Here is a 21,583-nt window from a genome sequence, read left to right on the forward strand (position 1 = left end):
ACCGCGGTCCGCTTCGACGTACGCTGGCGGCATGAAGCTTCGCAACCTGCCCACGCGCGTCGCCACCGGCGCATTCGTCCTGCACGCCGGCCTCGGGAAGTGGAACGGCGGGCCCGAGCAGGCCGCCGGGGTCCACGGCATGGCCGCCGCGGCGATCCCGCCGCTCCAGGCGATCAAGCCCCCGACCTTCCTCAAGCTGCTCTCCGCGGGCGAGGTGGCGACCGGTGCGCTGCTGCTGACGCCGTTCGTCTCCAACCGCAAGGCCGGGCTCGCGCTGACCGCCTTCTCCGGCGGCCTGATGGCGCTCTACGCGCGGACGCCGTCGATGCGCGAGCCGGGCAGCATCTGGCCCAGCCAGGCCGGCATGGGCGTCGCGAAGGATGTGTGGATGCTGGGGATCGGGCTCGGCATGCTGCTCGACCCGGCGAACCGGACGCCGAAGTCGGCGCCTACAGCTTCCTGAGCCGCACGTAGCGGACCGAGTGGTCCCGGTCCTTGCGCAGCACGAGGGTGGCGCGGGACCGGGTGGGCAGGATGTTCTCGGCCAGGTTGGGGCCGTTGATGGTGTCCCAGATGCGGGTCGCCTCGGCGACCGCCTCGTCGGGGGAGAGCGCGCCGTACTTGGCGAAGTAGGAGCCGGGGTCGCGGAACGCCGTCTCCCGCAGCCGCAGGAAGCGCTCGACGTACCAGTCGCGGATCTTGTCGCGCCCGGCGTCGACGTACACGGAGAAGTCGAAGAAGTCGCTCAGTGTCAGGCCGCTGCGGCCGTCGTCGCGCACCCGGGCGGGCTGGAGGACGTTGAGGCCCTCGATGATGACGATGTCGGGCCGCTTGACGACCACCTTCTCCCCGGGCATCACGTCGTAGGTGAGGTGGGAGTAGACGGGCGCCTCGACCTCGTCCTTGCCGGACTTGATGTCGACGACGAAGCGCATCAGCGCGCGGCGGTCGTAGGACTCGGGGAAGCCCTTGCGCTGCAGCAGGCCGCGGCGCTCGAGCTCGGCGTTGGGGTAGAGGAAGCCGTCGGTCGTCACGAGCGCGACGTTGGGGTGCTCCGGCCAGTGGGCGAGCATCTGCTGGAGCACGCGGGCGGTCGTGGACTTGCCGACCGCCACGGAGCCCGCGAGGCCGATCACGAACGGCGTCCGGGTGGGCTGCACCTGGTGCAGGAACTCCTCCTGCTTGCGGTAGAGCCCGCCCGCAGCCTCGACGTACAGGCTGAGGAGGCGGGAGAGCGGGAGGTAGATCTGCTGCACCTCGTCGAGGTCCAGCTGGTCGCCGAGGCCGCGCAGCCGGCGGATCTCCTCCGCGGTGAGCGGGTTCTCCACCTCGTGGGCCAGCGCCGCCCAGGCGGAGCGGTCGAGCTCGATGTAGGGCGACGACTCCCGGGTGGGCTCGTCGGTCGCGCCGCCGTGCCCGTGGGAAGACATGCCGGAGATTGTTGCAGCCGACCTGGGCGGTCGGACGGCGGGTGCCCGGTCGATACAGTGACCCCCATGTGCGGCATCGTCGGGTACGTCGGGGAGAAGCAGGCCCAGGACGTCGTCATCGAAGGACTCCGGCGACTCGAGTACCGCGGCTACGACTCCGCCGGGATCGCGCTCGTCACCGACGGCGCCATCGCCTCGGACAAGCGGGCGGGCAAGCTCGCCAACCTGGAGAAGGCGATCGTCGACCACCCGCTGCCCGCGGCGACGATCGGCATCGGGCACACGCGGTGGGCGACGCACGGCGCGCCGACCGACGTCAACGCGCACCCGCACAGCGGCGACGTGCGACGCGTCGCGCTCGTGCACAACGGCATCATCGAGAACTTCGCCGAGCTGCGCGCCGAGCTCGAGGTCCACGACCACGTGCTGCTCTCCGAGACCGACACCGAGGTCGCGGCCCAGCTGCTCGAGCTCCTGGTCATCGGCGGGGCCGACCTGACCGCGGCGATGCTGCAGCTGGTCGCCCGGCTCGAAGGAGCGTTCACGCTCGTCGCCGTCGACTCGCAGGACCCCACGCGGGTGGTCGCCGCCCGCCGCAACTCGCCGCTGGTGGTGGGCCTGGGTGACGGGGAGAACTTCCTCGGGTCCGACGTCTCGGCGTTCATCGAGCACACCCGCGAGGCGCTCGAGCTGGGCCAGGACCAGGTGGTCACGATCACCCGCGAGGGCGTGTCGATCGTGGGCTTCGATGGGACGCCGGCCGAGGGTCGCCGCTACCACGTGGACTGGGACCTGTCGGCCGCCGAGAAGGACGGCCACGACTGGTTCATGCGCAAGGAGATCCACGAGCAGCCGCGCGCGGTGGCCGACTCGCTGCTGGGCCGCCGTACCCCGGAGGGGCACCTGCACCTCGACGAGATGCGGCTCTCCGACCAGGAGCTCCGCGACGTCGACAAGGTCATCATCATCGCGTGCGGCACGTCGTTCTACGCCGGCATGGTGGCGAAGTACGCCATCGAGCACTGGACCCGGGTGCCGGTGGAGGTCGAGCTGGCGTCGGAGTTCCGCTACCGCGACCCGATCCTCGACTACTCCACGCTGGTGGTCGCGATCAGCCAGTCCGGGGAGACCGCCGACACCCTGCAGGCGATCCGGCACGCGCGGACGCAGCGGTCGAAGGTGCTTGCGATCTGCAACACCAACGGCTCGACGATCCCGCGCGAGTCCGACGCGGTGATCTACACGCACGCCGGCCCCGAGATCGGGGTCGCGTCGACGAAGGGCTTCCTGACCCAGCTGGTCGCCTGCTACCTGCTCGCGCTCTACCTCGCGCAGGTCAAGGGCACGAGGTACGGCGACGAGATCGACCAGGTGATGGCGCAGCTCGAGGCCATCCCCGAGCAGGTGCAGCGGGTCCTGGACGACTCCCCGGCGATCTACGAGATGGCCGCCGACCACGTCGGCACCCGCTCGGTGCTCTTCCTCGGGCGGCACGCCGGCTACCCGGTGGCCCTGGAGGGCGCGCTCAAGCTCAAGGAGCTGGCCTACATCCACGCCGAGGGCTTCGCGGCGGGCGAGCTCAAGCACGGGCCGATCGCGCTGATCGAGGAGGGCCTGCCGGTGCTGTGCGTCGTGCCGCCGGCCGGACGGGACCAGTTGCGCGACAAGATGGTCAGTGGCATCCAGGAGGTGCGCGCCCGCGGTGCTCGGACGATCTGCCTGGTCGAGGACGGCGACGACGCGATCACGCCGTACGCCGACGTGATCATCCGGCTGCCGAAGGTGCCGGTGCTGCTGCAGCCGCTGGTGGCCGTCGTGCCTCTGCAGCTCTTCGCCTGCGAGCTCGCGACGCTGATGGGCCACGACGTCGACCAGCCGCGCAACCTGGCCAAGTCCGTCACGGTGGAGTGACCCCGTGATCATCGGGGTCGGCATCGACGTCGTCGACATCGAGCGCTTCGGGGAGTCGCTCACCCGCACCCCTGGGCTGTCCGCCCGGCTCTTCACCCCGGCCGAAGCCTCGCGTCCGTTGGCGTCGCTGGCCGCCCGGTTCGCCGCCAAGGAGGCCCTCGCCAAGGCGCTCGGCGCCCCCGTCGGCCTGCACTGGCACGACGCGGAGGTCGTCTCCGAGTCCTCCGGCCGCCCGGTGATGGAGCTGCGGGGGTCGGTGCTCGCGCGGGCCGACGAGCTCGGGGTCGCCTCCGTGCACGTCTCGCTCTCCCACGACGCCGGCATCGCCTCGGCCGTGGTGGTGCTGGAGTCCTGACCTGTGACGGGTCGTGCGCCTGACAACGGTCTGTGCGGCGTCCTGGGGCACACGACCCCGCTAGCGTGGGGAGCATGAGGCGCGCGCACACGGTCGAGCAGGTGCGGGCCGCTGAGGCCGAGCTGATGGCGCGGCTGCCCGACGGGGCGCTGATGCAGCGGGCGGCCGCCGGGTTGGCGTACGCGATCATCGACCTGCTCGGCACGGCGTACGGGCGCCACGTGCTGCTGCTCGTCGGGTCGGGCGACAACGGCGGCGACGCGCTGTACGCCGGCGCGCTGCTCGCCCGGCGCGGCACGCAGGTCGAGGCGTGGCTGCTCTCGGACCACGCGCACGAGGGCGGGATCGCCGCGCTGCGAGCCGCCGGTGGCCGGGTCGTGAGCCCCAGGGCGCGCCCTGGCGCCCGCTCGGACTCACGACCCGATGTGGTGGTGGACGGGATCGTCGGGATCGGGGGTCGCCCGGGTCTCCGGCCGGAGGCGCAGGAGGCGCTGGCGGCCGTGGCGGCCGTGGCGGGCATCCCGATCGTGGCGGTGGACACCCCCAGCGGCGTCGACGTCGACACCGGCGAGCTCGACGGGCCGCACGTGACGGCCGACCTGACCGTCACGTTCGGCACCCACAAGGTCGCGCACCTGGTCGACCCCGCCGCCGCGGCCTGCGGCGCGATCCACCTCGTCGACATCGGACTCGAGCTGCCCGACGCACCGGTCGAGGCGCTCCAGCCCGCCGACGTCGCCGCCCTGCTCCCGCGGCCGACGCCGGACGCGCAGAAGTACACCCGCGGCGTGGTCGGCGTCCGCGCCGGCAGCACGCAGTACCCCGGAGCCGCGCTGCTCAGCGTCGCCGGCGCGGCGAGCGGGCTGGTCGGCATGGTGCGGTACGTCGGGCCCGACGCCGTGGCCGACCGGGTCCGGCAGGCCCACCCCGAGGTCGTCGGGCCGGGCCGGGTCCAGGCCTGGGTGGTCGGGTCCGGCGGGGGTGAGCACGCGGGCGACGAGCTCGCCGCCGCGCTCTCCGACGACGTGCCGCTCATCATCGACGCCGACGCGCTCGCGCACGGCGAGGGCCCGCTCCCGGCGCACGCCGTGCTCACCCCGCACGCCGGCGAGCTGGCGGCGATGCTGGGTGCCGACCGCAGCGAGATCGAGGCCCGCCCGCTCGAGCACGCGCACCGCGCGGCCACGACGTACGGCGCGGTGGTGCTGCTCAAGGGCCGGCACACCCTGGTCGCCCACCCGGACGGGCGGGTTCGCGCGACGACGACCGGCACCCCCTGGCTGGCCACCGCCGGCGCCGGCGACGTCCTCGGCGGCCTCATCGGTGCCCTGCTCGCCGCCGGCCTCACGGCGTACGACGCCGCCTCGGTCGGATCGTGGCTCCACGGTGCCGCCGCCACCCTCGCCGGACGGGGCGGCCCGCTGGTGGCCAGCCAGGTCGCGGCGTCCATCCCGGAAGCCGTCCAGGGGCTCCCCAGGGCGTGATGGGACAATCGTTCTCATGAGCCCCCTGCCGGCAGCGCGCGCCGAGATCGTCGTCGATCTCGGAGCGATCCGGCACAACGTCCGCCGGCTGCGCGAGCTGACCGGGGTGGCGATGATGACGGTCGTCAAGGCGGACGGCTACGGGCACGGCATGGCGGAGACCGCCAGGGCTGCCCGGGAGGCCGGGGCCAACTGGATCGGCGTCGCCACGATCGACGAGGCGCTCGCCCTGCGCGAGGGCGGCGACACCGGCCGGGTGCTGTGCTGGCTGACCGTGCCGGGGGAGGACCACGCCCTCGCGATCGCCGCCGACATCGACGTGACCGCCTACTCCGTCGCCGAGCTCTACGAGATCGAGGCGGCGGTGGCGGTCGCCGGCCGCCCGGCGCGGGTCCAGCTCAAGGTCGACACCGGGCTCTCACGAGGCGGCGCCCCGATGGACACCTGGCCCGACGTCGTCGCCGCCGCACTCGCAGGCGAGCAGGACGGCACCTGGCAGGTCACCGGCGTCTGGTCCCACCTCGCGGCCAGCGACGAGCCCGACCACCCGGCCAACGACGCCCAGGAGGCCCTCTTCCGAGAGGCGCTCGCGGTCGCCGAGGACGCCGGGCTCCGGCCCGAGGTGCGCCACCTCGCCAACTCGGCGGGCGCGATCCTGCGGCCCTCGGCCCGCTTCGACCTGGTGCGCGTCGGCCTGGCGTCCTACGGGCTCGACCCCGCCCCCGGCCACACCCCCGACCTCGGGCTGCGCCCCGCGATGACCGTGCGCGCCACGCTCGCGCAGACCAAGCCGCTGGCGGCCGGCGCGTCCGTGTCCTACGGCCACACCTGGACCGCTGAGACGGACACCACGGTTGGCCTCGTGCCGGTCGGGTACGCCGACGGCGTGCCCCGCCATGCCAGCAACGTCGCCCACGTGCTCGTCGACGGCAAGCAGCGCGCGATCCGGGGCCGGGTGTGCATGGACCAGTTCGTCGTCGACCTCGACGGCGACCTGCCGGGCGCCGGCCACGACGTCGTCCTCTTCGGCGACGGCAGCCACGGGGAGCCCACCGCGCAGGACTGGGCCGAGGCCAGCGGCACGATCTCCTACGAGATCGTCACGCGCGTCGGGGGCAGGATGACCCGGAGGTACGTCGACAGATGAGCATGCGTGGACGGATCCTCGGAGCCGCGACCGTCGGTGCCGTCGGCCTCGCGGCCGCCGGCGCAGGCGTCGGCGTCACCCGGCAGCGACGGCGCATCGCCGAGCGCGCACCGGGAGACGTGCCCGCCTTCGGCTCGCTGCACTCCGAGCCGATCACGGTCGTGGCCGACGACGGCACGCCGCTGCACGTCGAGGTCGACGAGCCCACGACCCCCGCGAAGAGCCGGCGGCGCAAGGCGAAGCCGCCGCTGACCGTGATCTTCGCGCACGGCTACGCGCTCGAGCTGGACTGCTGGCACTTCCAGCGGGAGCACTTCCGGACCGAGCTCGGGCACGGCCCGGTGCGCACCGTCTACTACGACCAGCGCTCGCACGGCCGCTCCGGCCGCTCGCCGATGGGGAACGCCACCATCGACCAGCTCGGACGCGACCTGCTGAGCGTGATCGACGCCGTCGCGCCCGAGGGCCCGGTCGTGGTCGTCGGCCACTCGATGGGCGGGATGACGGTCGTCGCCCTCGCCGAGCAGCACCCGGAGCTCTTCGGCGACCGCGTCGTCGGAGCGGCGCTGATCTCGACGACCGCTGGTGGCCTGGAGCCCAGCCGCATCCTCTTCCCGATGGTGCCGGCGTGGGGGAGCGCCGGTCCGGTGGGCCGTGCCATCTCGACGCTCGCCCGGACCCACAAGATCGTCGACGGCTTCCGCCGGGTCGGCAAGGATGTCGCCCTGGTCGCCACCGCCCAGCTCGCGTTCGGGGACGACGTGCCCGGCAGCTACGTCGAGTTCGTCGACCGGATGCTGTCCTCGACGCCGTTCGAGGTGGTCGCGGAGTTCTTCCCCGGCTTCTCCTCGCTGGACAAGTTCGACTCCATCGGGGTGCTGGCGAAGGTGCCGACCGCGGTCATCTGCGGCACCGACGACAAGCTCACCTCCATCGGGCACAGTCGCAAGCTCCAGGCCGGCATCGACGGCTCCACGCTCCTGGAGTGCCACGGCGCCGGGCACATGGTGATCCTCGAACGGCACTCCGAGGTCAACGGCGAGCTCGACCGGCTGCTGGCCGCGACCGGGGCCGAGGACGCACGGTGACGGTGGAGGTCACCCGCGTCGGCCCGGAGTCGGCGGGACAGGTGCTCGCGGTGGTCCGCGCCGCGTTCGCGGCCCGGCCGCCGCTCGACCCGCCCGCAGCGGCACTCGAGGAGACCGAGCAGAGCCTCGCCGCCAAGCTGGCCGACCACGGTGGGCTGCTCGCCTGCATCGACGGCCGGCCGGTCGGCGCCCTGGTGCTCGACCCGGTCGGCAGCACGACGTACCTGCGTCGCTTCGGCGTCGCGCCCGACGCCCAGGGGCACGGCGTGGCCGCCGCGCTGATCGAAGCCGCGGTCGAGGCGGCCGAGGGCTCCGCCGACCTGACCGTGGTGGCCCGCGAGGAGCTGCCGCAGACCGTGCGGTTCTGGGAGCGGCAGGGGTTCCGGGAGATCCGGCGGGACCCACCCAACGTCGAGCTGCGGCGGCCGCTGCGCACCCACGTCGTCCAGGCGCCCGACGCCGACGCGATGCGTGACCTCGGCCGGGCGCTCGCGGGTCACCTCGCGAAGGGCGACCTGATCGTGCTCAGCGGCGAGCTGGGTGCCGGCAAGACCACGTTCACCCAGGGACTCGGCGCAGGTCTCGGGGTCCGGGGCGACATCACGTCGCCGACGTTCGTGATCGCGCGGGTGCACCCCTCGCTGGTCGGCGGCCCCGACCTGGTGCACGTCGACGCCTACCGCCTCGGCGGCCTCGAGGAGCTCGACGACCTCGACCTCGACACCTCGCTCGACGACGCCGTGACGGTCGTCGAGTGGGGCGAGGGACTGGCCGAAGGGCTCTCCGAGTCCCGTCTCGAGGTCGCGATCCTGCGCGGCGACGCCCCGCACGACGGCCTGGACCCGCGCCGGGTCGAGCTCACCCCGATCGGACCGCGCTGGCACGCGCTGTCCTTCCGGGCACTGGGCTACAGCCCCGTGATGCCCTCTTCGCCGTAGGCCTCGGACTGCTCGTCGAACGTCTCGTGCTCCAGCAGGTGCAGGATCGGTACGCCGAGCTTGCGCCGCGCCTTCGACGTCCAGTCGAGGTGGAAGAACTCCGCGACGACGTGGGGGCGGGTCAGGATGATCGCCTCCCGGCCGTCCACCTCGGCGACCTTCGCGGCCAGCGCGTCGATCGGCGGATCGGTGACGACCTGACCCCGCGCGACCGCACCGCTCTTGGTGAGCGCGTCGAGGGTCTGCTTCAGCTCGGAGTCGGTCCGGTCCTCGCAGTCCTTGCGGACCGCGTCGAGGTCGACCTCGCTCATCGGGATCGTCGGTGACGCGAGCATGTCCCCGGCGGTCAGCGAGCCCATCGCGGACTCGATGCGCGCCGCTGCGTCCTCCAGCGGGAGCAGCACGTGGTAGACGACCCCTTGGTCGACGAGCCCCTCGTGCAGCGAGTGCACCTGGGCGGCGTCCTGCTCGCTGAGCGCCTGTTCGATCAGGAGGACGACGTCGTAGTCCTCACCTGCGTTCTCCGACATGTCTGCCTTCCTAGTGGACACCGAGAATCCTAGCCAGGTCGTAGCTGACGGGCTCGTCGAGCTGCTCGTAGCCGCACGACTCGGGGTCGCGGTCGGTGCGCCAGCGGCGGAACTGCGCGGTGTGCCGGAACCGTCGGCCCTCCATGTGGTCGTACGCCACCTCCAGCACCCGCTCGGGCCGCAGCGGCGTGAACGACAGGTCCTTGCCCTGGCTCCAGCGGCTCTGCGTGCCCGGGACGCGGTCCGGGTTGGCCGTCAGGAACTCGTTCCACCGCCCCCACGGGTGGTCGGCGATGTCGCAGACCAGTGGTTGGAGCTCCTCGATCAGCTCGGCGCGGCGCGCGGCCGTGAAGCTCGCGCTGACCCCGACGTGCTGCAGCTCGCCGTCCCGGTAGAGCCCGAGCAGGAGGCTGCCGAGGAGCGGCCTCTCGGGCGTGCTGGTCTTGTGCTCGCGATAGCCCGCCACCACGACGTCCGCGGTGCGCTCGTGCTTGATCTTGAGCATCGTGCGGGCGTTCTGCTGGTACGGCGCGGACAGCGGCTTGGCCACGACGCCGTCGAGCCCGGCGCCCTCGAACTGGTGGAACCAGTCCTCGGCCTCCGCCGGGTCGGTCGTCGTGCGGCTGAGGAAGCACGGCCCGGTGAGCCCGCCGAGCGCCTGCTCGAGCGCCGCGCGACGCTCGGAGAGCGGGCGGTCGGCGTACGACTCGTCGCCCAGCGCGAGCAGGTCGAAGGCGACGTACGACGCGGGCGTCTTCTCGGCCAGCATGTCGATGCGGGACTGTGCCGGGTGGATGCGCTCCTGGAGCACCTCGAACTCGAGCCGCTCGCCGACGGACACGAAGATCTCGCCGTCGAGCACGCAGCGGTCCGGCAGCTGCTCGCGCATCGCGGCGACGACCTCGGGGAAGTAGCGGGTCAGCGGCTTGGTGTTGCGGCTGGCCAGCTCGACCTCGTCGCCGTCCTTGAAGACGATGCACCGGAAGCCGTCCCACTTGGGCTCGAAGCTCAGGCCGTCGTACTTCGCCGGGTCGGGGATCCCCTTGACCGACTTCGCGAGCATCGGCTGGACGGGCGGCATGACGGGCAGGTCCACCTTGGCCACGCTAGCCCTTAGGGTGATCCAGTCCGTGGACATTCCCCGGTTGGTCTGCCGGTAGGGCCCGCCTGACTTTGAATCAGGACTAGCGACGCAGGTTCGACTCCTGCCCGGGGAGCATGAGTAGTGAGCTGACGGTCATCGTCCTGGCTGCGGGTGGCGGCACCCGCATGAAGTCGAAGACCATGAAGGTGCTGCACCCGATCGGGGGTCGCAGCATGATCGGCCACGTCCTGGCGGCCGCCGCAGCGCTCGAGCCGGACCGGATCGTGGCCGTGGTCGGCCACCAGCGCGAGCAGGTCTCCGCCCACATCCTCGGGCTGGTGCCGGACGCGGTGCTGGCGGTCCAGGAGTCCCAGGACGGCACCGGCCACGCGGTGCGGGTCGCGATGGACGCGGTCGGGACGACGACCGGCACGGTGATCGTCGCGACCGGGGACACCCCGCTGCTGCAGGGCGACAGCCTGCGGGCGTTCGCCGCCGAGCACGAGGCCGCGCAGCGCAGCGTGAGCATCCTCAGCGGCCTCGTCGACGACCCCTTCGGCCTCGGCCGGGTGCTGCGCAACGAGGAGGGCGACGTCGAGGCGATCGTCGAGGAGAAGGACGCGACGACCGACCAGCGCGAGATCCGCGAGATCAACTCGGGCATCCTGGCGTTCGACGCGGAGTTCCTGGTCGGGGCGCTGCCGCGGCTGAGCAACGACAACGCCAACGGCGAGTTCTACCTGACCGACACCATCTCGATCGCCCGCGAGGACGGCCTGACCGTCGGTGCCTACCCGATCGACGACGTGCTGCAGACCGAAGGCGTCAACGACCGGGTCCAGCTGGCGCGGCTCGGGGCCGAGCTCAACCGGCGCATCGTCACCCGCTGGATGCGGGACGGCGTCACGGTGATGGATCCCGCGACCACCTGGATCGACGCCGACGTGGTGCTCGCCGCCGACGTCACGATCCTCCCCGGCACGCAGCTGCTCGGTGCCACCGTCGTCGGCGAGGACGCCGTCGTCGGTCCGGACTGCACGCTCAAGGACTGCGAGATCGGGCCGCGCGCCCGCGTCGTACGCACCCAGGGCGAGCTGGCGGTGATCGGCGAGGACGCCACCGTCGGGCCCTTCTCCTACCTGCGCCCCGGCACGGTCCTCGGCGCCCGCGGCAAGATCGGCGGGTTCGTCGAGACCAAGAACGCCGTGATCGGCGACGGCGCCAAGGTCCCGCACCTGTCGTACGTCGGCGACGCGGAGATCGGCGAGGGCACCAACATCGGCGCCGGCACGATCTTCGCCAACTACGACGGCGTGCGGAAGCACCGCACCAAGGTCGGCAAGCACGCCCGGACCGCCTCCAACAACACCTTCGTCGCCCCGATCGAGATCGGGGACGGGGCCGCGACCGGAGCCGGGACCGTCGTACGCGGGGACGTGCCGCCTGGCGCCCTCGCGGTCTCGGCCGGGCCGCAGCGCAACATCGAGGGATGGGCCCTCGCGAAGCGCGCGGGCACGGCTCAGGCCGAGGCCGCCGAGGCGGCGCTGTCCGACGGGTCGGGCGGCCGACCGGACGACGAGCAGCGCGTGGCAGAATCAGACTGAACCCTCTCCGGCGACCGAGGAGCAACAAACCGTGACCGGAATGAAGAAGACCACCGAGAAGAACCTGATGGTCTTCAGCGGACGGGCCCACCCCGTGCTCGCGGAGGAGGTGGCCCGGCTGCTCGGCACCGACCTGGTGCCGACCTCGGCGTACGAGTTCGCGAACTCGGAGATCTACGTCCGCTACGAGGAGTCCGTCCGCGGGTGCGACGCCTTCGTGATCCAGAGCCACACGGCCCCGATCAACGAGTGGATCATGGAGCACCTGATCATGGTCGACGCCCTGAAGCGGGCGAGCGCCAAGCGGATCACGGTCGTCATGCCGTTCTACGGCTACGCCCGCCAGGACAAGAAGCACCGCGGCCGCGAGCCGATCTCGGCCCGGCTGATGGCCGACCTCTTCAAGACCGCCGGCGCCGACCGGCTGATCGCGGTCGACCTGCACGCCGACCAGGTCCAGGGCTTCTTCGACGGCCCCGTCGACCACCTGATGGCGCTGCCGATCCTGGCCGACCACATCAAGACCAAGTACGGCACCCAGCCGCTCGCGATCGTCTCCCCGGACGCCGGACGGATCAAGGTCGCCGAGCGCTGGTCGGCCCGCCTCGGCGGCGCCCCGCTGGCGTTCATCCACAAGTCGCGCCGCACCGACCGGCCCAACGAGACCGTGGCCAACCGCGTCGTCGGTGACGTCACCGGCCGGATGTGCGTGCTCGTCGACGACATGATCGACACCGGCGGCACCATCGCCAACGCGGCGGACGCGCTGATGGCCGACGGCGCCGCGGGCGTCGTCATCGCGGCGACCCACGCGATCCTGTCCGGCCCCGCCGTCGACCGGCTGAAGAACTGCCCGGCCGTCGAGGTCGTCGTCACCAACACGCTGCCGCTGAACTCCGAGCAGGAGTTCGACAAGCTCACCTGCCTGTCGATCGCGCCGCTGGTCTCCCGGGCGATCCGCGAGGTCTTCGAGGACGGCTCCGTGACCTCGATGTTCGACGGGCACACCTGAGTCAGCAGGGGTCAGGGACCGCCGACGGTCTCGTGGGGGGCCCAGTCGGCCCGCCAGGCGAGCGCCACGGCGGAGAGCTGTGACTTGGCGCCGAGCTTGCTGAGCACCTGCTTGATCTGGGTCCGGACGGTCGCGATCGACACGACGTGGTCGCGCGCGATGACGTCGGCGGACCTGCCCTGCATCAACGCCCAGAGGATCTTCGCCTCGGCGGGCGTCAGGGCGGCGAGGGCGCCGCGTGGGTCATGTCCCCGCTCGGCAGGCCTCGGGGTGTCGCACGGACGTGGAGGGCCGCCGGAGGGCTGCCGATCGCGCCGCTCCGCCTCCCGCCAGACCGCTCGTACGACGTCGGCGACACCGCCGGTGTTCCAGAACGTCGTCGCGCCGGCGCCGAGGTAGCGGCGGGCGTCCTCGAGATGGAGGTGATCACCGCACACCAGCACGCTCACCCCGTGCCGGCTGACCTGCTCGACGAGGGCGATGGTGTCGATCATGCCCCCGGGCGACAGGCTGAGGATGACGACGTCGGCGCGCGACCTGAGGATGGCGTCGCGTGCCGCGGCGGTCGTCGTGCACGACTGGAGCGGCACCGGGGTGGCCTCGAAGATGCCCGCGAGGGACAGCCCGATCGCCTCGGCGACCAGAGCATGCCGGTCGACGACCGCGACCCGGGGGCGACGAGCAGCACACCTCGGCGGAGCCTGGGCGGCGTGCGGCGCGTGGGCGCGTGGCCCGCGCGCGCTCTTCGGGCGAGGTGCAAGTGCCTGCTCTGGCATATCGTCCCCCTGACTACCAGTCTGATCTGAAGTCGAGCACCGATGAGGAGCGGGCGCACGTCCCTAGAGCAAGTTGACTCGAAAGGGCTACTCCCGATAGTCCGACCGGGCCACGAAACAGGGCCGAGACCCGTCAGTACGCGCCCCGATGGCCGACGACGGCCCGCACGGTCCGCAGGAGGATCTCGACGTCCATCGCGAGCGACCAGTTGTCGACGTAGTGGAGATCCAGGCGGACCGACTCCTCCCAGGAGAGGTCGGAGCGGCCGGACACCTGCCAGAGACCGGTGAGCCCGGGCTTGACGGCCAGGCGGTGGTGCGGTTCGACGCCGTACCGCTCGACCTCCTGCGGCAGGGCGGGCCGCGGCCCGACCAGGGACATGTGGCCGAGGAGCACGTTCAGCAGCTGGGGGAGCTCGTCCAGGGAGTAGCGCCGCAGCAGCCCACCGATCCGCGTGATCCGCGGGTCGCGGCGCATCTTGAAGAGGACGCCGTCGCTCTCGTTGTCGTCGGCGAGTGACGCGACCCGACGATCGGCGTCGACCTCCATCGTGCGGAACTTGTACATCGTGAACGTCCTGCCGTCGCGGCCGACCCGGGTCTGCCGGAACAGGGAGCCGCCCGCCGAGTCGACGCGGATCGCGACCCCGATCGCGACGAGCAGCGGGAGGAACGCCAGGAGTGCGAGAGCCGCCAGGGCGCGTTCGGTCACGCCCTTCACCCGCCGGGCGAGCGAGGGAGTGGTCGTCGGCCGGAGGTGGATGAGCCCACGGTCGCCGCCCGCGACCAACGTGGCCCGGGCGGCAGCGACGTCGAGCAGACCGGTCGCCAGGAAGACGTCCAGCCCCGCGTCGTGGGCGAGCCACGACAGCCGCCGAGCCGTCGCCGGACAGAGATCCCGACCCGGTGCCAGGAGGACCCCGGTGGCGCCCGTGTCGGCCGCAGCCGACACGACGTCTCCGATGCCCCGGTAGGTCGGCATGCCGTGCTCCTGCGCGGCCGCGTGACCGTCGGCGTCCTCGTCGTCGACGCAGACCGCCGTGACCCGCCAGCGCGACGCCGGTCCTCGGTCGAGGTCGAGCAGCAGGCGACGTACGTCGTCGCCCTCGCCGGCTATCACGACCCGAACCGGGTGCCAGGTGCGGACGGCGGCGAGCAGCACGGCGCGTGGGACGACGGCCGCGACGGCGAGGGCCGCCGTCAGGGCCAGCAGCTGGGCCGATGTCACCCGGAGGTCGAGCAGGGCGTCCGCTGTCCAGCAGCAGAGGCCCACGGCCAGGAGGGTCCGGCCGACGGATCCCGGACCCGGGGCGAGTGCCGAGTCCGACCGACGTCCTGCGTTGGCGAGTGCTGCGGTGCACCAGAGGGCGGCGAAGAGGACCAGGGTCGCGGGGCTGGTCGTCAGGGCCTTGTCCCGGGCGACCAGCACGGCCAGAACCGTGCTCGTGACCGCCACGTCCGCGGCGACGAGCCAGACCCGGGCCGAGCGCAGCGCGCGGGGCAGCCGGACGCCCGCGTGGCGGGTCTCGTCCCGGTCGTCGACGGCGGACACCCTCACCAGCTGGAGCGACTCGGGCCGGGTGTCCGACGGCGCCGCCTCCGCCTGTGCCCCCCAGGGTGTCAACGCCGTCAACGCCACCGCTCCTCGACCTCGGGGTCGGCCGGTGCCGACGAATCCGGATGGTGCCAAGAATCTAGGCAGGTACGCCGGGTGGGACATGCCTCATATGGGGCAATAGCCGAGGTCGTTCAGTCGGAGCTGCGAGGTGGCCTGCGCTCGGAGGGAGGGCGCCACGACGACTGGTTGGCGAGGCCGACCGCGGCGAGCTGGGAGGACACCTCGAGCTTGGCCAGGATCGACTTCACCTGGGTGCGGACCGTGGCTGCCGAGACGACGCTGCTCGCGGCGATGTCGCTCACGGTGTGGCCCTGCATCAGCTCGCCGAGCACCACCTCCTCACGAGGCGTCAGCAGCGCGAGGCGGGACTCGAGCGCGCCGCGCTCCTTGGTCTGCTCCTGCCAGTGCGCGATCAGCGCCTCGCGCTCCTCGACGTCGATCACCGGGAAGCCCTGGTTGATCCGACGCACGGTCGAGAGGATCTCGTTGAGTGGTTGGGACTTGCTCAGCACCTTGCGCGCGCCGTTGCGCAGCGCTTCCCCCCACCGCGCTCGGTCGGTCGCCGCCGTCACCACGACCACGTTGGCGCCCGTCCTGACGATCGGCGTGATCAAGCGGATCCCGTCCCCGAACTGACCGAGGTCGAGGTCGAGCAGGACGATGCGGGGGTGCAGGCGCACGACGGACGCCAGGAGGGCCTGGGCGGCGCTGACCTCGGGGATGGGGAGTCGTCGTACGTCGTAGCCGTCCAGGTTGAGAGCGAGCTCGAGCGACTCCGCGAACAAGGCGTGGTCCTCGATGATCAGGACCCGGAGCTGTCTACGCGGTGCTGGCGTGGTCACCCACTGCCTCCTCCGCCATGGGCAGCCCGAGGATGAACGTCGCACCCGGCCCGGCCCGGTCCTCCAACCGGAGATACCCGCCGAGGTCCAGGCTCAACAGTCGGGCCGAGGCCAGACCGACCCCTTGCCCGTCCGACGACGGACCGCGCCTGCCCCAGTCGAAGACGGCATGCCGCACGTGACGCTCGACGCCAGGACCCGAGTCCGTGACCACGATCTCGACCGAGCCCCGCGTCGTCCGGACCACGAGGTCGGCACGGCTGCGCGGCGCATGGCGCTGCACGTTGCCGAGCAGGATGCTCACGATCTCGGCGATGTCGTCGGGGCGGCCGTGCGCGCACGTCCCGGTGGGCTGCCAGGCGATTCGACAGCCGGCCGCGCGCTGACGCTCCACCACGGGTCCCAGCACTGTGTCGAGGTCGACCCGTCCCGGTGGCGCCGACGGCCGGCCGCTGATCAGCCTGGTCATCCGGTCCAGCTCGGACTCCATCATCTGCTCGAGCTGGGACCGGCGCAGCTCGCTGATGCCTGACTGATGGTGCAGGAGGCGGGTGGCCGACGACAGGCCGGCCACGGTCGCACGCAGCTCGTGGAGCCTGGTCTGGTCGTCGTGCAGGCCCAGCTCGGCCTTCTTGAGGCGGCGCTGGAGGACGGCGACCGCCTCGCTCTCGGCGAGGATCGAGTGACGGGCCAGCACGAACGCAGTCGCCACCAGGACGGCGGCGCCGAGGAGGTTGGTGGCGATGCTGACCGAGGTCAGCCACTGCGGCGCCTCCTGGGGGAAGGCAGCGGCCTGGCCCACGCCGAGGAGCACGCTGGCCACGCACAGGCGGCGGCGGAGCCACGGCGAGAAGGCGCGGAAGCGGGCCAGGGCCACGGCGTTCACGGCTCCGACAGCGGTCAGGGTCACCACGATCACGGCGTAGGCGCCGGTGGGCGGAGCCGTCAGAGGGAGCGCGAGCAGGACCTCGCGTCCGGTCGTCACGAGCAACCCCAGCACCAGTCCCGCCACGAGCGGGTCGTGTCGCACGGGGAGACGCTCGGACCAGACGACGAGGAGCCCCAGACCCAGGGTCGTGAAGATCTGGTAGCTGGCGATCCAGGCGGCGCCCTCCTGGGGCCGCGGTCCCGTTCCCAGCGTCAGCACGAACCAGTGCAGACCCTGCAGCGAGAAAGCCACCACGGCGGTGACCAGCCAGGCGGTGGTCTGGGCCAGTCCGACCCTCCAGTGGGTGTAGAAGAGGACGCCGGCGCACAGCACCGCGATGTCGGCGAGCAGCGCGCTCATCATGGCGACGGACTCGATCCCGAGGGCGGGCCCAGCGGCGTCGCGCCAGAGCAGGGCGACGAGCGCGAGCACGAGAGCGCCGGCGGCCACGCCGGACCTGCGACCGTCGGTCGCCTTGAAGGATGCCTGCAGCTGCGACATGGCGTGGTCTCCCCCGTCTTACGCCCCCGCTCGCCGGACAGACGCCGAAGGGCGGACCAAGCTGGACCCTCGATGCCATCCGTTGGTCAGGATGACACAAACTGCAATATCCGTGGCCGGATCGCGTCATTGCAGGCGGATTGAGTGGCCATACCACAATTTGGGGAAGGGATTCGTCAGCGACACACCTCAGGGGTGCGGCTGGTACAGACCGCGTCATCCCGAAATCGGGGGAGATCGGTGATCCCTCTCCCCGTCCGTCGGTCTCGCTGTCCGACCATGGCAGGCGATGACGGTCATGACCTCCAGCTCGGGCCACGTCCCGGAGCCGTCTACTGGGTCCGGTGTGCGAGCGCACCCGAAGGTCGCACTCGCGTCGGACCTGTCGCTGATCGCCGAGGCGGTCCGCGCGGCGCTCGCGAGCAGGCAGATCGACGTCACCCTCCTGACCTGGCCCGGTCGCTCCCGCGACGACCCGGTCCATCGCCAGCTGGCTCGGGTCCAGCCCGACGTCGCGCTGCTGATCTACGACGCCGACACGCCGATCCGGATGGCCCGGTCGGCCATGCTGATCCGCGAGTGGGACGGTCCGTGGGTGGTGCTCACCGGTGTCCCGCGCGGAGGTCGGTGGGGTGCGCTGCGTGCGGCCGGAGCCGCGTCGGTCCGTCCCAACCTGACCAGCCTGGACGAGATCTACGAGCTGATCGTGCTCCTGGCGGACGGCCAGGTCGCCCCGTGCGCCGACGAGCTCGACGAGCTCGCCGTGGCCTGGCGCACCTCCCAGGAGGGGCCCGCCGGCATGCAGGAGCGCCTGAACCGCCTGACGGCACGCGAGCTGCAGGTGCTCGACCTCCTGACCAGCGGTGTGCCCGTCCGCTCGATCGCCGCCCAGCTGGAGCTCTCGGAGTCGACGGTCCGCAGCCAGGTGCGAGCGGTGCTCCACAAGCTCGACGTACGGTCGCAGCTCGCGGCGGTGGCCCTGGTGCGAGCGACCGAGCAGGTGGACTGAGGCGCGGGCACCGGTCAGCGGAGGTCGTCCCGCCAGTCCTCCCACTTCCGGCGCAGCACGGTCGGGACGTCGCCGGCGAGGACCTCGTCGAGCAGCGCGACCTGGTCGACGGTGAGGGCGATCCGGGGACGCGCCAGGCCGACCACCTGGGCGAAGCCCTGGCCGCGCGCCGCCCAGTCCGGCGCCTCGCGGAGGTAGCGCTCGACGTACGGCGCGAGCAGGTCGGGCTGCTCCACGGACCACATCCCGCGCACGGTCGCGGCGAAGATCCGGTTGTCGACCGCGGGGTCGGCGGCGGTCGACCACGCGGCGTCCTTGGCGGCCGCGGTCGGCCGGGCGGCGAGCGCCGCGGTGGCGCCGGTCTCGGCGTCGGTGCCGGGATCCCGCAGCCGCTCCAGCTCGATCGCGTCGGCGTCCATCGCACCGAGGGCGGCCAGGCGGCGTACGACGTCCCAGCGCAGCGCGGGCGGCAGGGCCAGGTCCCCGACGGCACCGGCGGCCAGCCAGCCCCGGAGCACCTCGACGTCGCGTGACCCGGCGGCGACGCCGGTCGCGAAGGCCAGCGCGAGCTCCGGAGAAGTCGCGTGCAGGAGCCCGGTGGCGCAGCTCGCGGCGAGCCGTTCCAGGAGCGCCGCTGCCTCGTCGGGCGGCGTCCGCAGCGGCAGCACCCGCATCAGCGTGCGGTCCAGCACGGCCGACACGATCATGGCGCTGCGCTCGCCGGGGAGGTGTCGCTCGACCAGGTCGCCGAACGTCACCGCGTCCAGGGCGCTGGACTGCACGCGATCGACCAGCATCGTCCACACCACCGCCCGCACCAGGTCGTCCTCGATCCGGCACAGCCCGGCGTCCACGGCCTGCCAGGAACGGTCGTCGAGCACGATCCGCGCGAACGTCTCGCCGTGCGCGTTCGGCACGACGACCAGCCCGGCGTACGCCGGCAGCGGCACGGGCTCGTCCGCGAGGTCCACGAGCTCGGACCCGACGACTGTCCAGGCGTCGTCGTACGCCGTGACCCGCACCCGGTGCGCGCGAGGCCCGTCACGGTGCAGCACCGGGACCTCGCCCTCGCGCTCGACGCGGATCGTGTCGAAGCCGGTGCTGCGCAGCCACTGATCGACCCAGGTGCGCACGTCGCGGTCCGCAGCCTCGTCGAGCGCGTCCACGAAGTCGGCCAGGGTGGCGTTGCCGAAGCGGTGCCGGGTCAGGTGCGTGTTGACGCCCCGCAGGAAGACCTCGTCGCCGAGCCAGGTCGCCAGCTGCCGGAGCACGGAGTTGCCCTTGGCGTAGGAGATCGCGTCGAAGATCGTGGCAGCGGCGTCGACGTCGGGGATGTCCTCGGGCTCGGGAGCGATCGGGTGGGTGGAGCGTCGCTGGTCCGCGTCGTACGCGTCGGGCTTCTGGCCGACCTCGTGCCCGACGAGCGCTCCGTCGAAGCCCGCGGCGTCGGCGGCGACCCGGTAGCCCATGTAGTCGGCGAAGGACTCCTGGAGCCAGGTGTCCTCCCACCACGTCATCGTCATCAGGTCGCCGAACCACATGTGCGACATCTCGTGCGCGATCACCGAGGCCCGGAACATCCGGACGTCCTCGGGCACCTGGCCGCGGGGGAGGAGCTCGTCGCGGTAGGTGACGCAGCCCGGCATCTCCTGGGCGCCCCAGTTGAGGCCGGGCACGAACACCTGGTCGTAGGAGTCGAAGGCGTACGGCTCGTCGAACATGTCGGCGTAGTGGTCGTAGCAGCTCTCCGTGACGCGGCGCAGCTCGCCGAAGTCGCGCTCGAGCTCGCCGGACAGCGATGCGCGCGCGTGCCACCCGAACGGCAGCCCGGCGTGCTCCCACCGCCGCGACACCCACGGCCCGGCGGCGACGACGAGCAGCGCCACCGGGATCGGGGGCGTCGTGGCGAACCGCCAGCGGCCATCACCGCCGGGGGCGCCGTCGAGCGTGGCGCCGTTGGCCAGCACGGTCCAGGCGGGCGGGGCGTCCACGGACACGGAGACCGGCGCCTTGAGGTCGTTCTGGTCGAAGCACGCGAGCACCTTCTGGGCCAGGTCCATCCCCAGGTAGGCCGCGACATAGGTCTCGCCGTCGGCGGGGTCGACGGTCCGGTGCATGCCCTCGCCGTCGCTGACGTACGGCAGCCGCGCGACCACGACGACCTCGTTGACGCCATCGGTGCGCAGCCCGGTGAGGTGGATCCGCCTGCCGTCGTACGACGGGTGCGCGGTCTCGCCATTGACGAGGACGGTCAGGTCCTCGGCCGACGCGAGCTCGAGGAAGGTGTCGGGGCCGGTCGAGCGGAAGCGCACCGTGGTCCGGGAGCCGAAGGTGGCCGAGCCCTGGTCGCCGACGTCGAGCGCGACGTCGTACGACACCTCGGAGAGCTGGGCGGCACGGGCACGGGCCTCGGAGAGGGTGAGGGACACGACCCCGACTCTATGGATTTCGCCCTGGGCGTGGGGCGCCGGTAGTCTTCTGCAGTTGCCTCGGCGAGGGAGTGGTTGCCACTCCGTGATCGACAGGGCTGGCTATCCGTCCGGATGCGCCGCCGACGATCTGCGTCGAGCCGAGGCCCAGGACTCAGAAACAGCCAGCACGTACGAGGAGAGCAGCGCATGAGCGAGAAGATCACCGCCGAGACCCGCACCGAGTTCGGCAAGGGTGCCGCGCGACGCATCCGCCGCGACAACAAGGTGCCCGCCGTCATCTACGGCCACGGCAACGACCCCGTCCACGTGACCCTCCCGGGCCACGCCACGATGATGGCGATCAAGCACGGCGGCGCGAACGCGCTGCTCGAGCTGGACATCGACGGCAAGACGCAGCTGGCCCTGACCAAGCAGGTCCAGGTCGACCCGATCAAGCGTCACCTCGAGCACATCGACTTCGTCGCCGTCGTCAAGGGCGAGCGGGTCACCATCGACGTCCCCGTCCACCTCAACGGCGAGGCCGCCCGCGAGACCCTGGTGGTCACCGAGACCGCGACGATCCAGCTCGAGGCCGAGGCCACGCACATCCCCGAGTACATCGAGGTCGACATCGAGGGCCTCGAGGCCGGCACCCAGATCCACGCCTCCGACCTCAAGCTCCCCTCGGGCAGCGTCCTGCTGCTCGACCCGGAGACGCTGGTCGTGAACATCACCGAGATGCAGTCGCAGGAGGCGCTGGACGCCGAGCTGGAGGAGGCCGAGGCCGAGGCCGGCATCGAGCGCGACGAGTCGGACAACGACGTCGACGAGGTCGGCGCCGAGGACAGCGCCGACGAGAGCACCGAGGCCTCCGCCTCGGAGTGATCCTCCGTCATCTGCTCGACAGGAAGGGCC

General features: G+C 72.1%; 19 protein-coding genes and 1 tRNA gene. 12 read left to right on the forward strand and 8 right to left on the reverse strand.

Translation table 11 applies throughout. The features are described from left to right. The first annotated feature begins 31 nt into the window (after positions 1 to 31). Positions 32 to 463 carry a hypothetical protein gene (locus ABEA34_RS15945; protein WP_345522363.1) on the forward strand — a complete coding sequence of 144 codons (432 nt, stop codon included), beginning with the start codon at positions 32 to 34 and terminating at the stop codon, positions 461 to 463. Here ABEA34_RS15945 and coaA read toward each other — a convergent pair. Then, entirely contained in the window at positions 450 to 1,430 is a 981-nt protein-coding gene (gene coaA, locus ABEA34_RS15950; RefSeq protein ID WP_345522364.1) for a type I pantothenate kinase, read from the reverse strand. The genes ABEA34_RS15945 and coaA overlap by 14 nt on opposite strands. 66 nt (positions 1,431 to 1,496) lie before the next feature. On the opposite strand from coaA, the gene glmS reads away from it, so the two are divergent. The 6 genes from glmS to tsaE all read left to right on the forward strand — a co-directional run bounded on the left by glmS (position 1,497) and on the right by tsaE (position 8,353). After that, a complete protein-coding gene (gene glmS / locus ABEA34_RS15955; protein ID WP_345522365.1) occupies positions 1,497 to 3,341 on the forward strand; it encodes a glutamine--fructose-6-phosphate transaminase (isomerizing) in 1,845 nt (614 codons plus the stop codon). Positions 3,342 to 3,345: 4 nt separating this feature from the next. After that, positions 3,346 to 3,696: a holo-ACP synthase gene (locus tag ABEA34_RS15960; protein WP_345522366.1), complete on the forward strand. Its 351-nt coding sequence runs from the start codon at positions 3,346 to 3,348 to the stop codon at positions 3,694 to 3,696. A gap of 74 nt (positions 3,697 to 3,770) precedes the next feature. Then, positions 3,771 to 5,180, forward strand: a complete 1,410-nt coding sequence (locus tag ABEA34_RS15965; RefSeq protein WP_345522367.1) for an NAD(P)H-hydrate dehydratase — start codon at positions 3,771 to 3,773, stop codon at positions 5,178 to 5,180. 16 nt (positions 5,181 to 5,196) lie between these two features. Continuing rightward, positions 5,197 to 6,327, forward strand: a complete 1,131-nt coding sequence (alr, locus tag ABEA34_RS15970) for an alanine racemase (protein ID WP_345522368.1) — start codon at positions 5,197 to 5,199, stop codon at positions 6,325 to 6,327. Beyond that, a complete protein-coding gene (locus ABEA34_RS15975; RefSeq protein WP_345522369.1) occupies positions 6,324 to 7,415 on the forward strand; it encodes an alpha/beta fold hydrolase in 1,092 nt (363 codons plus the stop codon). Before alr ends, ABEA34_RS15975 begins: the two co-directional genes overlap by 4 nt. Beyond that, the gene (gene tsaE, locus ABEA34_RS15980) at positions 7,412 to 8,353 is read left to right on the forward strand and encodes a tRNA (adenosine(37)-N6)-threonylcarbamoyltransferase complex ATPase subunit type 1 TsaE (RefSeq protein ID WP_345522370.1); all 942 of its coding nucleotides are present in this window, start codon (positions 7,412 to 7,414) and stop codon (positions 8,351 to 8,353) included. The genes ABEA34_RS15975 and tsaE overlap by 4 nt, the downstream gene beginning before the upstream one ends. Here the strand turns inward: tsaE and ABEA34_RS15985 are convergent. Both ABEA34_RS15985 and ABEA34_RS15990 read right to left on the reverse strand, forming a co-directional pair. Then, complete coding sequence (locus ABEA34_RS15985; RefSeq protein WP_345522371.1) at positions 8,323 to 8,883, reverse strand: hypothetical protein; 561 nt, start codon at positions 8,881 to 8,883, stop codon at positions 8,323 to 8,325. The two genes, tsaE and ABEA34_RS15985, sit on opposite strands and share 31 nt — an antisense overlap. A 10-nt stretch (positions 8,884 to 8,893) precedes the next feature. After that, complete coding sequence (locus ABEA34_RS15990; RefSeq protein WP_345522372.1) at positions 8,894 to 9,979, reverse strand: ATP-dependent DNA ligase; 1,086 nt, start codon at positions 9,977 to 9,979, stop codon at positions 8,894 to 8,896. 42 nt (positions 9,980 to 10,021) lie between these two features. On the opposite strand from ABEA34_RS15990, the gene ABEA34_RS15995 reads away from it, so the two are divergent. The 3 genes from ABEA34_RS15995 to ABEA34_RS16005 all read left to right on the forward strand — a co-directional run bounded on the left by ABEA34_RS15995 (position 10,022) and on the right by ABEA34_RS16005 (position 12,583). Beyond that, a tRNA-Gln gene (locus ABEA34_RS15995) sits at positions 10,022 to 10,100 on the forward strand. A 1-nt stretch (position 10,101) separates the two neighbouring features. After that, positions 10,102 to 11,571 carry a bifunctional UDP-N-acetylglucosamine diphosphorylase/glucosamine-1-phosphate N-acetyltransferase GlmU gene (gene glmU / locus ABEA34_RS16000; protein ID WP_345522373.1) on the forward strand — a complete coding sequence of 490 codons (1,470 nt, stop codon included), beginning with the start codon at positions 10,102 to 10,104 and terminating at the stop codon, positions 11,569 to 11,571. Between the two features lie 40 nt (positions 11,572 to 11,611). After that, positions 11,612 to 12,583 carry a ribose-phosphate diphosphokinase gene (locus ABEA34_RS16005; protein WP_345522374.1) on the forward strand — a complete coding sequence of 324 codons (972 nt, stop codon included), beginning with the start codon at positions 11,612 to 11,614 and terminating at the stop codon, positions 12,581 to 12,583. A gap of 11 nt (positions 12,584 to 12,594) precedes the next feature. Here ABEA34_RS16005 and ABEA34_RS16010 read toward each other — a convergent pair whose 3' ends face one another. The 4 genes from ABEA34_RS16010 to ABEA34_RS16025 form a co-directional block, all read right to left on the reverse strand. Then, positions 12,595 to 13,359, reverse strand: coding sequence for a helix-turn-helix transcriptional regulator (locus ABEA34_RS16010; protein ID WP_345522375.1), 765 nt, complete (start codon positions 13,357 to 13,359; stop codon positions 12,595 to 12,597). 133 nt (positions 13,360 to 13,492) lie between these two features. Further along, on the reverse strand, positions 13,493 to 14,992 hold the full coding sequence (locus ABEA34_RS16015; RefSeq protein WP_345522377.1) for a sugar transferase: 1,500 nt from the start codon (positions 14,990 to 14,992) through the stop codon (positions 13,493 to 13,495). 116 nt (positions 14,993 to 15,108) lie between these two features. Then, positions 15,109 to 15,819, reverse strand: coding sequence for a response regulator (locus ABEA34_RS16020; RefSeq protein WP_345522379.1), 711 nt, complete (start codon positions 15,817 to 15,819; stop codon positions 15,109 to 15,111). Then, a complete protein-coding gene (locus ABEA34_RS16025) occupies positions 15,797 to 17,248 on the reverse strand; it encodes a sensor histidine kinase (RefSeq protein WP_345522380.1) in 1,452 nt (483 codons plus the stop codon). The genes ABEA34_RS16020 and ABEA34_RS16025 overlap by 23 nt, the downstream gene beginning before the upstream one ends. 289 nt (positions 17,249 to 17,537) lie before the next feature. Between ABEA34_RS16025 and ABEA34_RS16030 the strand changes: the two genes are divergently transcribed. Next, complete coding sequence (locus ABEA34_RS16030) at positions 17,538 to 18,257, forward strand: helix-turn-helix transcriptional regulator (RefSeq protein WP_345522381.1); 720 nt, start codon at positions 17,538 to 17,540, stop codon at positions 18,255 to 18,257. 14 nt (positions 18,258 to 18,271) lie between these two features. Here the strand turns inward: ABEA34_RS16030 and pepN are convergent, their stop codons facing one another. Beyond that, entirely contained in the window at positions 18,272 to 20,686 is a 2,415-nt protein-coding gene (gene pepN, locus ABEA34_RS16035) for an aminopeptidase N (RefSeq protein ID WP_345522382.1), read from the reverse strand. A gap of 189 nt (positions 20,687 to 20,875) precedes the next feature. Here pepN and ABEA34_RS16040 point away from each other — a divergent pair, with 189 nt between their 5' ends. Beyond that, positions 20,876 to 21,553, forward strand: a complete 678-nt coding sequence (locus tag ABEA34_RS16040) for a 50S ribosomal protein L25/general stress protein Ctc (protein WP_345522383.1) — start codon at positions 20,876 to 20,878, stop codon at positions 21,551 to 21,553. Positions 21,554 to 21,583: the final 30 nt, after the last annotated feature.

It is taken from the genome of Nocardioides conyzicola (assembly GCF_039543825.1).
Lineage (GTDB): Bacteria > Actinomycetota > Actinomycetes > Propionibacteriales > Nocardioidaceae > Nocardioides > Nocardioides conyzicola.

Bases quoted from the DNA above. Each gene is read 5' to 3' on its own strand.
- ABEA34_RS15945 (WP_345522363.1), top strand. From the start codon at position 32: ATGAAGCTTCGCAACCTGCCCACGCGCGTCGCCACCGGCGCATTCGTC.
- coaA (WP_345522364.1), bottom strand. From the start codon at position 1,430: ATGTCTTCCCACGGGCACGGCGGCGCGACCGACGAGCCCACCCGGGAG.
- glmS (WP_345522365.1), top strand. From the start codon at position 1,497: ATGTGCGGCATCGTCGGGTACGTCGGGGAGAAGCAGGCCCAGGACGTC.
- ABEA34_RS15965 (WP_345522367.1), top strand. From the start codon at position 3,771: ATGAGGCGCGCGCACACGGTCGAGCAGGTGCGGGCCGCTGAGGCCGAG.
- alr (WP_345522368.1), top strand. From the start codon at position 5,197: ATGAGCCCCCTGCCGGCAGCGCGCGCCGAGATCGTCGTCGATCTCGGA.
- ABEA34_RS15975 (WP_345522369.1), top strand. From the start codon at position 6,324: ATGAGCATGCGTGGACGGATCCTCGGAGCCGCGACCGTCGGTGCCGTC.
- ABEA34_RS15985 (WP_345522371.1), bottom strand. From the start codon at position 8,883: ATGTCGGAGAACGCAGGTGAGGACTACGACGTCGTCCTCCTGATCGAA.
- glmU (WP_345522373.1), top strand. From the start codon at position 10,102: ATGAGTAGTGAGCTGACGGTCATCGTCCTGGCTGCGGGTGGCGGCACC.
- ABEA34_RS16005 (WP_345522374.1), top strand. From the start codon at position 11,612: ATGAAGAAGACCACCGAGAAGAACCTGATGGTCTTCAGCGGACGGGCC.
- ABEA34_RS16010 (WP_345522375.1), bottom strand. From the start codon at position 13,359: ATGCCAGAGCAGGCACTTGCACCTCGCCCGAAGAGCGCGCGCGGGCCA.
- ABEA34_RS16025 (WP_345522380.1), bottom strand. From the start codon at position 17,248: ATGTCGCAGCTGCAGGCATCCTTCAAGGCGACCGACGGTCGCAGGTCC.
- ABEA34_RS16030 (WP_345522381.1), top strand. From the start codon at position 17,538: ATGACGGTCATGACCTCCAGCTCGGGCCACGTCCCGGAGCCGTCTACT.
- ABEA34_RS16040 (WP_345522383.1), top strand. From the start codon at position 20,876: ATGAGCGAGAAGATCACCGCCGAGACCCGCACCGAGTTCGGCAAGGGT.